The organism is Bartonella sp. AA97HXZ, from assembly GCF_042196985.1.
Lineage (GTDB): Bacteria > Pseudomonadota > Alphaproteobacteria > Rhizobiales > Rhizobiaceae > Bartonella.
Map to the genome: position 1 here is coordinate 1 of NZ_JBHIRC010000020.1, position 13465 is coordinate 13465.

Genomic DNA, 13465 nt, shown 5'->3' on the forward strand with positions numbered 1-13465 from the left:
GATGCGGGTCGTAAAGCAGGTTTTAACCTCGCTGCGCGTGCCTATAGACAAGGCTTTGAGGTTTTTATCATGCAAGCCCCCTACGGTCTAGATTTCAATGATGTTTTGATACTGAAAGGTATAAATAAATGAGAGAGAATAAAAACAATATTGTCGATACCAACAATCAAAATGTTTCATTCAATGATAACGATAATGGCTCTTTAAATGATAAGACTTGTTTAGAAGCCATTCCTTATAAACAAGCATTGCAACAAAACGGTTGGGGGGAATTAAAACCACTTGAATATACTCTCTTACCCGTCGAGTCTTTTCATGCTGCGCAAATGCCTTTAACTTTAAGTCGCTATGTTTATGACGTTGCTGACCGTCAACAAGCGCCTCTTGATTTTGTGGCTGTCGCTGCTTTGTGTGGCTTGGCTGCTCTCATCGGCAATGGCGTGCGGATTGCTCCAAAACAACATGATGATTGGAAGATTGTCCCTAATCTCTGGGGCGCTCTTATTGGTCAACCTTCAACCATGAAAACACCTACCATGCAAGCCGCTTTAACTCCCATCACTTGCCTTCAAAAGAAATGGTATAAAGACTGGCTAAAGCAGAAAGAGAGACAAGAAATTGAAGAGATACTTGAAACTTTAGACAAATCCGAAAAGAAAAAACAAGCCCATAAAGCAATCAAAAAAGGAGATCTTGAAACAGCCCGTGCTCTTTTGTCTGAAACCCTCTCTAAAGACAATACGCGTGATGAGGATGTCTCTCGTTTTATTGTCAATGATGTGACCGTTGAAAAGCTTGGGGAACTTTTAAAAGAAAACCCCCGTGGTCTCTTGATGGTGCGTGATGAATTATCCGGTTTCTTAACAGATATGGAACGGAAGGAATATCAAACAGACCGTTCCTTTTATTTAACAGCTTTTAATGGCGATGATCAATTTACTTATGACCGGATTGGGCGTGGAACCATTTTTATTCCCAATGCAACCGTCTCTATTATAGGGGGCATTCAACCCTCTCGCATTCTGCCCTTTATACGCAATGTTTTATATGGCAAAGGCAATGATGGTTTCTTACAACGCTTTCAAATGCTTGTATGACCCGATGAGACAAAAGATTGGAAATGGGTTGATAGACCGCCCAATCAAGAGGCATGGGAAACTTATGAAGGGGCATTTCGTTCTCTTTATGATAACCCCCTTGGTTCACCAGAACACCCTCTTGTGATGCGCTTTTCTGCTGAAGCTCAAGAGATCTTTCGTGAATGGATGCAAAAGATTTTTAAAGAAGCCAAAGAGAATAACATTTCTGAAAGCTTACAAGCGCATCTTTTGAAAATGCCTAAGACCATAGTAAGTCTTGCATTGATTTTTGAATTAACCGAAGGGGGGGCGTTTTGAAATCAATAAAGGTGCCCTTCAAACAGCCTTGCGATGGGAAAAATATTTGTTCAGTCATGTCAAAAGGCTCTATGCGGCGGCGGATAGCTTAGCAACAGAGGGGGCAAAATTGATTGTCGAGCGCTGTGATCATTTACCCGATGTCTTTACTTTACGTGATATTCATCAAAGAAGTTGGATCGGTTTAACAGATAATAGAGCCGTTAAGCAAGCTTTAGAGCTCTTATGTCGTTCCAATCATATTCGTCAAATAGCAAGTGAAAATAGCTCATAAGGTGTTCGCCCTACCATACGTTATGAATGGCACCCTTTCGTTAAAAACAACAGCATCAAACAATGAAGCCATTGTAATCTTTTGTTATTCTTAAAACCTTCAAAGATCTTATCGTACCAACAGAGGGTTTACAAAGTATCTTTGAGGGTTTTTGTTTTATAATTTTTTAAAGAAGAAACATACAGAGGTCCTTTTAAATCTTGTGTCAAAGATATCCAAAACACAACCTCTATAGGTTTTGACGGGGTTTTGAGTTTTGAGGGTTGCCCCTTTTAGATAAAAAAACGATAAAAAGTAAAAACGTTATTTTTCAATAGGTTAAGATTTTACAGATCTTAAAAAAACAACTCATATTGATATAACACAACCTATAAATTCAACTAATAATATACGTTTTGAAGGGGTTTTGACGGTTTTTACACCTTCAAAACCTATAAGGAAAATGATTCATAAAAATCTATCAAAGTACTCATTCTGATATATTAAAGCCCATAGTACATTTATCTTGATTAACCCGTGAAATGAATAGCAAATTTCACTACTTTGCTGATCTTATTCCATGTCATGGGCTGTTGATAAGCAGCCTTAAAGACCCCTTTTGAAAAAAATATCGGCTTTTTTAGCAGTTTTTTTCCCTTTTTTATCGTTATTTGCTTTAAGTGCATTTAATTGAATTCGTTTTGATTCTTTTGATAAATATTAATCATCTCATAAGGTAAGGGATTTTTATTACAATATGCTTCAATCTATTAAGTCTGATAATGAACAATTCACTTTACGCTCCCTTTTACAATCCTATCGTGAACAGGCAACATCAAATGCTCTACGAGGGAAAGTGTTTGAAGATTTTGTGACAAAATATCTTATGTATGACCCTCTCCACTATGGGCGATATGAAAAAGTTGAGAGCTATTATGAATGGGCTGAAGAGCGTGAAGGTTGGAATAAAAATGATATCGGCATTGATCTGGTCGCTACAATCCGTGATCAAGGAGGTTATGTGGCTATTCAATGTAAGTTTTATCAAGCAGACCATCAGATCAGTAAAAAGGATATTGATAGCTTTATCGCGGCATCTGGAAAAGACATCTTTAAATATCGCCTTCTCGTTGACAGCACAGAAGTGGAATTAAGTGACAATGTGAATGCCATGATTAAAGGACAAGCGATACCCGTTTATCGTATTGACCTTCGTCATATGGAAAACAGTCGTATAGATTGGCAAATATTTGCAACGAAAAAAGAAGTTGTTCTTAAGTCAACAAAAGAGCCTCGTCCCCATCAAGAAGAAGCCATCAAGAAAGTCTGTGAAGGGTTAAAAGAAGCAGATCGTGGCAAGCTGATTATGGCATGTGGAACGGGGAAGACTTTCACAAGCCTTAAGATAGCAGAACACATAGCAGGAAAAGGCAAGCGTGTGTTGTTTCTGGTGCCTTCTCTTGCTTTAGTCTCGCAAACGATCCGTGAATGGACAGCCGATGCACAAGTGCCCTTGCGTTCCTTTGCGGTGTGTTCAGATACAAAAGTAGGCAAGCGTCGTAAAAACCAAGATGATATTGTTGGCATGGAAACCTCAGATCTTGTTCTCCCTGCTACAACAGATGCAAAAGCCCTTGCCAAAGAAGCTCGTGAAAACCTAGCAAATGCAATGACGGTTATCTTTTCAACCTATCATTCTATCCAAGTGATTTCGGATGCACAAAAAGAGCATGGTTTACCCGAATTTGATTTGATCATTTGTGATGAAGCTCATAGAACAACTGGGGCTTCATTGGGAAGTGAAGACAATGAATCTGAATTTATCAAGGTTCATGATAACAGCATTATTCGAGGTAAAAAACGTCTGTATATGACAGCAACGCCTCGTATCTTTAGTGACACTGCTAAAAGGCACGCTGATGAGATCAATGCCGTTCTCGCCTCTATGGATGATGAAGCACTTTTTGGAAAACAACTCCATCATTATACCTTCGCAGAAGCTGTTGATAATGAACTGTTAACCCCTTACAAAATTGTGGTCTTAGGCATTAATGAAACCTATATCACACCAGCCATACAGGAGATTATTGCCAATGAAAACCGTGAAATTGATTTAGATGATGCGGCAAAAATTATTGGCTGTTATAGAGCCCTGACCAAAATAGATAAGCAAGCGGCTGTTGATGATGATGATACAGAGCCCATGCAATGTGCTTTAGCTTTTTGCAAAGATATCAATACCTCTCAATATATAACAAAGCTCTTTAATAAAATTATCAAATCTCATATTGATGATTTCCTTCAAACCGTTCCCTTTCTAAACTGTGAAGTAAGACATATTGACGGAACGCAAAGTGTCAAAAAACGCAATGAGGAACTGGATTGGCTTAAAGAAGATGCGGGTCAAAATGTTTGTCGGATTTTAAGCAATGTTCGGTGTCTGTCTGAAGGAATTGACGTCCCTGCTCTTGATGCGATCATGTTCTTACACCCGCGCAATAGCCAAGTGGATGTGATACAGGCGGTAGGGCGTGTGATGCGCCGTGCTCCAAATAAAAAAAACGGGCTATATCATTTTACCCATTATCATTCCTTCACACTTAGAAGCCAAAAAGGCTTTAAAAAACAATAAGAGATACCGTGTTGTTTGGCAAGTTTTGCATGCTTTACATTCTCATGATGAAAGGCTTGCTCGGACGATTAATCAAATGTCTTTAGGACAAGATAGCAGCCATACGATTGAGATTATAGAGATTAAGCGTGCCAATGAATTACAAGAACTCACCACAACGGTTGATGAGATCTCGATACCATCAAAAGCAGAAAGTTCTGGACGTGTCATTGGAACAGCAGAAAGCAAATCTCAATCGGTATCTGGAGGACAAGAAGACTTATTCCGCCGTTCTGAATTTTTTGATTTTGTCAAAGCCATTTTTCTGGATAGTTTTAAAATCACGGATTATTGGGGCATATGGGCGAACAATGTTGCTGAGATTGCTCAAAACCATATCAATCATCTTAAAGATATGATTTCCGATGAAAAGAGTGAAGCCTTTCACGCCTTTGATGCATTCCATAAGGAATTAAAGAACAACGTCAACAGTGAAATCAAACAAGAGGAAGCCATTGAGATGCTTGCACAACATCTTGTCACGCGTCCCGTGTTTGAAGCCTTGTTTGAAGGCAATGAATTTGTACAGAACAATGCCATTTCGCAAGCAATGGATAAGATCTTAACGGAACTGGATAAAACCAATATCGAAGAGAAAACGAAAGATCTTGATAAATTTTACAAAAGTGTCACATTCTGTACAGCAGGTATCACCGAAACGCATGCAAAACAGAATCTTATTATCAAACTTTATGAAAGTTTTTTTGCCAAGGCATTTAAGAAAACCACGGATAAGCTTGGGATTGTTTATACACCCGTTGAGGTTGTTGATTTTATCATTCATTCTGTTGATGATGTGTTGCGTAATGAGTTTGGAAAAAGCTTGGGGTCACGGGGTGTTTCTATTCTTGACCCTTTCACTGGAACGGGAACCTTTATTACACGGCTTTTACAATCCAATCTCATCAAACCAGAGGATATGGAATATAAGTTCCGTCATGATATCCACGCCAATGAGATTGTTTTGCTTGCCTATTACATAGCAGCGATTAACATTGAATCGACTTATCATAGTTTGATGAAAGGTGAGTATATCCCTTTCAAGCATATTGGTTTGACTGATACGTTTCAGATGCTTGAAGAAAAGAACCTTCTGCAAAAATTATTCAAAGAAAACAGTGAATATTTAGAACACCAGAAAAATCTAAATATCGAAGTTATCTTTGGCAATCCTCCCTATTCAACAGGTCAAAAAAGTGCTAATGACAATGCAAAGAATACCCCTTATCCCATATTAAATGACCGTATTCGTGAAACCTATGCTGCTCAATCTGAATCAATCAATATGCAAGCACTTTACGATAGTTATATTCGTGCTATACGCTGGGCTAGTGATCGTATTGATAATGCTGGGGTAATCGGCTTTGTTTCTGGATCTGGTTATATAGAAAAGTCGACAATGGATGGTTTACGAAAATCTTTAGCCAACGAATTTACGAGCATTTATGTACTTAATTTACGGGGGGATATCCGTAAAAATATGTTAAGCGATGGAAAAGCTCAAGAAGGAGAAAATGTTTTTGGTAGTGGTAGTATGACTGGTATTGCCGTAACCTTATTTATCAAAAATCCCAATGTTTCTGAAGAATGTAAAATTTACTATCATGATATTGGTAATAATCGTACGATAAAAGAAAAACTTACAGCTCTTGAATACTTTGGTAGTGTTGGTGGTATTACACGTAAACAAAGCTGGCAAATGATTACACCAGATAAACATGGTGATTGGATAAATCAACGTGATGACAGTTTTAAAACATTCTTAGCTCTAGGTGATAAGAAACCTTATGATAAAAAACTGTTTGAGATTTATTCTTGTGGTCTAAAAACTAATCGTGATGCTTGGGCATATAACTCCAGCCGTGAAGTTTTAAAGAAAAACATGAATAATATGATTGCTTCCTATAATAGCGAAGTGGAACATTTTAATGATACTTATGTACATACTGACCGAAAAACACGTGCTAATGTCGTAGACGATTTCGTCAATACGGATGAACGCAAAATTAGTTGGAGTATTAATCTTAAAAAACATTTAACTAAAGGAAAGATTTTTGAATTTGAAGATATATGCCTTATTCAAAGCCTTTATCGTCCTTTTATACAGCAATGGCTTTATTACAATCGTGCCTTTAATGAAATGGTTGCTAAAATTCCTTGTATATTTCCGATGGGGAAAACGGTTGAAAATAAAGTAATTCAAATTACAGGCATAGGAGCAAGGTGTGGTTTTTCTGTATTTATGACTAAAAATGTGCCTGATTTTCATGCGATGGATACTAGTCAATGCTTTCCGCGCTATATTTACAAAGATAGCACGATCTCAAAAGATAAAAACAAGAAACAATCCTATTTATTTACAGAAGAAAGTAAAACAGCTAGTTTACAAAAGCGTGATGCCATTACGAATGAAGGGTTAGAACATTTTAAAGCCGCTTATCCTAATGAAACTATCACGAAAGATGATTTATTCTATTACGTTTATGGAATTTTGCATTCGGAAGATTACCGCTCTCGTTATGCTGATAACCTCTCTAAAGAATTGCCTCGTATCCCGTGTGTAAAAAATGCTGATGATTTTTGGAAGTTTGTGACAGCAGGACGTGAACTGGGTCATTTGCATGTGAATTATGAAGATGTAAAACCTTATCCAGTAACCTTTAAAAAGGGTAATCCAAAACAGACAGAGATCTCTAATCCAGAAAAGTTTTATTATGTAACTGAAATGAAATTCGCAAAAGCAGGTAAAGAGAAAGATAAATCAACTGTTATTTATAATAACAATATCACAATAACAGATATCCCTCTTGAAGCTTATGAGTATATTGTCAATGGCAAGCCTGCTCTTGAATGGGTTATGGGGCGTCAATGCGTTAAGACTGATAAAAAGAGTGGTATTGTTAATGATGCCAATCGCTATGCTGTTGAAACCATTGGCAACCCTGCCTACCCTCTAGAGTTATTTCAGAGGGTTATTACCGTAAGTTTAGAAACAATGAAGATTGTTAAGAACTTACCAAAATTAGAAATAAGAGAAACTGAATAAGCTTATTAAAGCATGCTCACATAATGAGTGTGATAACCTTACAAGGGGTATAAGGTCTTATAACCATAATCTATACCTCTCTTGTTAGATTGCTTACATACAATCTTTAAAAGGAATGTTTATATGCATTATTCTAAAAAAGAGCATTTGCACTTTTTAACACTGTACTTTGGATTGCTTTAAGGCTTATAAGAAATCCCATCTTAAAGTGAATTAGATTTTTTACATTGCCTTTAAAAGATTATACCGTAATCTAAAATGAGTGCTTTATTGTTTTCAAAAGCTTTATTTAAAGAGAGTTATATATATTCATTTTCTTATATTACTTATAGGTTTTGAATGTTTCTCAAACCCTCAAAATACCTTCAAAAATATACCGTTGGTTGTATTTATAGGTTGTGTTTTAATATAGATTGTATCTCTAAAATGCTAATATATTGACTTTTATTTTTTATTGAAAAATATGTAAAGGGGGGGCGTAAAAAGCACCTCCAAAACCCCCACCCCCCTAAACCTCAAAACTCATAACCATAATGGTCTTGATAGCATTTCTTATGAGTTATAAGCTATCTTTTGAAAGGCTTAAAGGATCATATGCTTTTCATAAAGCACATTTTAATCATTCACTAAAATCATAAGATTCGTCTGTTAAATAAACAGACATAACCGATAAAATAGACAATAATCCATTAAAAGGGATTTTGATCATCTATGGAATAATTTTATAGATCTTTTTTTATAGGTTGTTTCCTTAAAATCTTGCACCAAAACCATGATCAGAGCCATACCACTGTTGAGTTTCTCAACTAGTGATCAAGGCTTTAGACCGCGCCTTATTTTCTAAATTTTTTGAAATCTTTTTGATATTTTTTAGGTGCTATTTCTTGTCTTTTTTTCCGATAAAATTGACTATTTTCTCTTTCCACGAGCGGGATTGCTCCTTGCTGATAACCTCTTGTTGATCATCAAACTTTTCTGCCACCCGTTCAATCAAAGCGTAGCTCACTTGCTTCACCTTTGCTACTTCTTTGGCTAAAGCTAATGCACGTTCAAGGTGGGTTTTGTTGATGCTTTCGTCAAAGCCTAGGTGATCACCTGCCGTAAAGCTTTGCTGATAAGATTGTAAGGTCTCAACATCACCCAATAAAGCAAGAGCGCCAAGATGAAGCAAAGCATAATCCGTATCATCTGCTTTAGATGTTGCATCTTGTTGCCAAGGAGCAGTGCCATAATCAGAGCGAAGTCTTTTAGAAAGGTCAATGTCTTTGACTGACCATTCTAGCGCATCATCAAGTGCTTGCTTTAAACGATCCGTAGTGACTTCTGGTTCAAAGATTTCTAATCCCTTGGCTTCAAAATTAAGCTGTATATCTGGAATATCTTCCGTGTAGGTAGGATCAATGAATTTACAAGCGGTGGAAAGAATGCCCGTGCTAATCATAAAGGCGCTATCAAATTGCGGACAATCTTTGGCAATTTCGTCGTTATAAAGAATATCTACTTCACGATCAGCCAATTGATAGCTTGCCATATGGTCATTCTCATTGATTTTCTCGGTTGACCAGCCTAAGCTTTTCAAAAGCGTTGTCGCACTTTCCATGGTGAGACGATCATCAGTGTCATCCACTTCAACAGAAGTTGTTTTAGAAGCAACAGATGCTGTTTGCGGATCCAAACTCAAAATTGGAACGTTTTTAGGAAAACCTGTTCAATAACGCTGGGCAAGATTAAGCGCGTTGTCAATATCATATTTTGTGATAGTATCTACAAAGCCTAGACGGTTCTTTCTTTGAAAACTCTCCTTATAAAACTTAAGTTTTTTGACATTACCAGTCAAAATAAGTGCAATAAGGTGAAATTCTGCAAGGCAAAATTCACTATTTGTTGGCAACGCCGCATAATCATAAATGATTTGGTTGGTGTTTTGGTTATCAGCCCACTTAAGAATATCCACACAGATTTGCTTCAGTTTGCCTTCTTCAACTTCAACACTAGAAACTGTATAAACTTCTTCTGCCTCTTTGAGAGCTATATATTGAGGCTTCTCGGGAAAAACATCCCTATGAGCAGTGGAAAAGGCAAGTGTTGAAAGTGAAGCCTTGAATATAACGATCGGTGTTTTTCCTTTTCTATCAAGACTGTACATTATGTTGATAATACGGTCTTTGCTTATAAAATAGGCATTACGATTATAATTTTTGTCGCGATAGACTGTCCAGTTCATCATTTTTAATGTTTCAGAAACTGTATTAAGGAGAGCTAAAGATTGTACATCAATACGTGCATCCGCCGCCTCTCGCTCCTTTAAAACGCTCAGATGTCCTTCAGCAAATTGAACAGCGTGATTAACATATTTTTCCACATCATCGTCATCTAAATATTCAGAAATCGTACCTGCTTTTACGACATTTTGATAGGATTTCAGGACATCAATTTGACCTGTTAATGCTAAACAAGCCAAATGCCATGGGATATCGGGACAAGAGCTATATTTTTGAACAAGCGCTTTGCTTTCTATCGCTGCTTCTAAATCCTGAGCACGTGCCCATTGTATTATCCGCTCAGAGATTTTGATAAGCTCTTGCTCATCTAATGTCTCTACACAAATATCAATCCCTTTATCAACACCACTAAAAACCCCTCCCTCAATCGTATTAAAAGACTGATAAATATTTGTAGCTGATATCTGCCTACATTTTCTACTATCGTGAATATAATGGCAAGCTACAGAAATATCTTCGTTGGAGATCCCTGCTTCAAGATGAACATTGTAATCATCATTTGGAAGACGTATAAAACCAAAATCAAATTGAATGAAGCGGTCGGGCAAAACTAACCAAATTTTTCCAGGTTCCGTAACAAACCACCCTTGGGTTTTAAGAATGCGCGTTGCTGCTGTAAGACTCATCAAACGCTGTTTCGGTTTTTTGCGTGCTAAAATGTCATCCAATTCATTATTTTTATAAGCTTCAGCAAAAAAGATGACGCGCTCAACCTGTGTCATCTTTTCATAATCAGAAAACTCTGGTGTATATAATTGAGGTGTAGGTTTGTAATTCCTTAAAGCTTCGGTATCGCCGAGTAGAGCCTTTGCAACGAGAGAATGATTAGCAGCTTTTTCACGTAATTTTTTCTTAATATCTTGTGCTTGCGCCCAAGCTAACACCTTGTCTAAAGCTACCTTAACGTGGTTTTCAAAAAACTCCAGTGCTGTAACTCCAAAATTCTCTTCTGAAGAAATCAGCATAGCCTCATATTGAGATTGAGATTCTTTACCGTTAGCATATTCACAGCCAAGACAATAAGCAGCAGTAGTAAGACTGACAGAAACCCACAATCTTCCGCTATCCCGTCCATAATCTATGACACCATAATGAATACGCACTATGCGATCGGGGAGGTGATAATAAGCAAACATATCACCCATTTCATCGCGATGGGGCTCCCAACCAACTTTTTTTAAAATCTCTGTTGCGTCTTTGGTTTGCATCGTCATTACCCCCCCCCCAGCATGTTCCATAATTCTTTTACAGAGAAATTCATAGAAGTTACTTGCGTAATGCTCTGAATCTCCAGATGCAATTTCAACATAGAGTGGGCATTCACCATCCCAAAACTGAGAATAATCAAAATAAAATGTTTCACCAAAATCAGTTCTATTCACGGCAAGCTGATTTGGTTTTGCGAAACCATTTTTTATATCCGTCAAATGATAGAAAACAATATCACCAGCAGGACACTTATCAAAACTTGCGTTATAAATGCTAAAAATTTCATAACCTCCAATTTCTCCTCCTCCGTAATTTTTTAAAAAACTCTTGTAAGAAGATGTGAATTGCAAACCTAGAGTTTCTTCAGCTCTCTTTATCCATACATCATCAGGAGCATCCTCTGCAGAACCAAAATTAATAATATCGCTATACTTATCAACTAATTCTATGACATCCGCTAAGGTATAGGTTTTCATAGATGATCCTCAAAACTTGCGTTATAAACGCTCCATATTCCCTCTATCAACTTCACCTCTTCCATAGTTTTTTCCAAAAGCTCTTGTAAAAAGGTATAGGTTGCGGAGTGGGAGTGTTCTCAATCTTTTCAATTGGTTGATCACCATCAGGTATCTCAACTCCCACGCTTTCTTTAATTCTTTTGCAAAGGAATTCATAAAAATTACTGGCGTAATATTCGCAATCTTCAGATGGAAGCATGACATAAAGTGGGCATTCTCCATCCCTAAACTGCGTATAATCAAAATAAAAGGTTTCACCAAAAGCAGCATCACAAACGATAAGCTGTTCTAGTGTTGCAAAACCACGTTTCCTATCATTTAAATTTTGGAAAACAATATCATCAAAAGGAATATCTTCTCCACACTCCTTATAAAGCCTATAGATTTCATAACCACCAATGTCCCCGCCTTTATAATGTTTTAAAAAAACTTTATAGGAAGATGTGAATTGCAAACCAAGAATTTCCTCAGCTTTTTCAATCACGAGATCATCAACCTCCTTATCTTTGCTAGCAAAATTAACAATATCACCTTCATATTTATCAACTAATACTGTAACATCATCTAAGGTATAGGTTTTCATCAATTGTCCTCCATAAATTATTTTATAAGTTTCTCTTTTCATCAACCGTAGAGAATTACTGCCGGTGCTTCTGTCCCCATCTGTCAAAATTTAGACCTATAATGCCCCATTTCATATTGATTATTCCTCCTAAACTACTGTTTTCTTGTTCTCCATACCCATTACCAAGTTTATACCAATATTCCTCTCTCTGCTTCTCAAACTTTTTTCTATCTATGAGCGATTGATGTGTTTTTGGATTAGCATGAATAACAGAAGTATATTTTTTATGAAATTCATGGCTCATTTCTGCTAAGGGTCCATCAGGGGTTTGATTTAGGTGATGCAACTCAACAGACTTACCATCATATCCTATAGGTGCTCTTCTTGCTTTCATTCTATCAATATTAGTGCCCCATACCGTTTCCCCTTTTTCAGTCCATTTAACCCTTTTGTTAGGATCAAACAGGTCGTCTCTCCGATAAACTGTGTAGGTCTGTCCAAATTTGCTATCGGTAAATTTAGTGGGTTTCTTTTTTAACCAAAGCTTTTTTTCTTTAGCAGCAAGTTTGGTCAGTTCTTTCCTCGCCGCAAATTTGTCAGGATCTCCCTGAGCTGCAAGTTCTGCAAGATTTTTCTTGGAAGCGAATTGGGCAAAATCTTTCATAGCATTGAACTTGATCACTGTCTTTTCGCCAAGCTTTATGGCTCCCTTGGCTGTTCCAGCTCCTCCCAAAAACAGCGTTGCTACTTCAGTCAATAATTTTCCAAATTCAAGACCAGCATTAAAGGAACCACCGGCACCGGCTCGCTCATATTCCTCCTCCATTTTATTAATGCGATCTACATAGGGCTGTGCAAAGGCATGCCCAAGGGTAGCCAAAACCTTACCACTGGTGAAGAAATCTTTGAGCGCTTTCAAAATCTCTTTGGAATTTTTGGCTATTTGTATCAAGTCACCAACCGTAGGAGAACTGATTATTTGCAAAAAACCATCAACCGTACCGTATACTTCAGCCGGTACACCAGCTACTATACCAGCCCCAAAGCTTATACCTTGCCCTGTACTAATCGCAGACCACTTCGCAGACACTTCTGCTTCACATAAAAGGTCAGGACACTCCTTTAATTCTTTATTCATCTGGGCTATTTGAGCACTGCTGAGGTAGTTATTTGCAGCGGCATTACCTGCGGCATCGGCACCGGCATCAACATTGCCACCGGCAAGGGCAGCGGCAACGCCCCCAGCAGCCCGTGCAACATCAATGGTGTGGTCTCTAAAGTCAGCAAACTGCGCATCAATCTTTGCGTTTATACGCGCTTCCTCTTCCGCAGTTGGGGTGCGACCGTTTAGATCCCCCATTTCCTCTTTCACAATGCCTTGCACCCACAATTGAAACTGGAGCATAGCAGTTGCTTCACCCACAGCACCCCCCACAGCACCGGCTGTGCAAGCACCGCTCGCAACAGCGCCTTTTAAGCAGCCAAGACCGGCGTGGGCAACGATCTGTGTGACCGTGTCTATTT

Annotated in this window: 2 protein-coding genes and 5 pseudogenes; 3 read left to right on the forward strand and 4 right to left on the reverse strand. The window is 37.8% G+C overall.

What is annotated here, in order from left to right:
- The 3 pseudogenes from ACFINE_RS08405 to ACFINE_RS08415 all read left to right on the forward strand — a co-directional run.
- Positions 1 to 132, forward strand: a pseudogene (locus ACFINE_RS08405) (virulence-associated protein E); the annotation flags it as partial.
- Positions 129 to 1737, forward strand: a pseudogene (locus ACFINE_RS08410) (YfjI family protein). The pseudogenes ACFINE_RS08405 and ACFINE_RS08410, both read left to right, overlap by 4 nt.
- Positions 1738 to 2407: 670 nt before the next feature.
- Positions 2408 to 7367: pseudogene (locus ACFINE_RS08415) on the forward strand (DEAD/DEAH box helicase).
- An 877-nt stretch (positions 7368 to 8244) separates the two neighbouring features.
- Here the strand turns inward: ACFINE_RS08415 and ACFINE_RS08420 are convergent.
- The 4 genes and pseudogenes from ACFINE_RS08420 to ACFINE_RS08435 form a co-directional block, all read right to left on the reverse strand.
- Positions 8245 to 10857: pseudogene (locus ACFINE_RS08420) on the reverse strand (DUF6990 domain-containing protein).
- Between the two features lie 15 nt (positions 10858 to 10872).
- Positions 10873 to 11334: pseudogene (locus ACFINE_RS08425) on the reverse strand (SMI1/KNR4 family protein); the annotation flags it as partial.
- 52 nt (positions 11335 to 11386) lie between these two features.
- Positions 11387 to 11959: an SMI1/KNR4 family protein gene (locus ACFINE_RS08430; RefSeq protein WP_375621713.1), complete on the reverse strand. Its 573-nt coding sequence runs from the start codon at positions 11957 to 11959 to the stop codon at positions 11387 to 11389.
- Positions 11960 to 12014: 55 nt separating this feature from the next.
- The coding region (locus ACFINE_RS08435) for an HNH/ENDO VII family nuclease (RefSeq protein ID WP_375621714.1) at positions 12015 to 13465 on the reverse strand (1451 nt) is incomplete at its 5' end.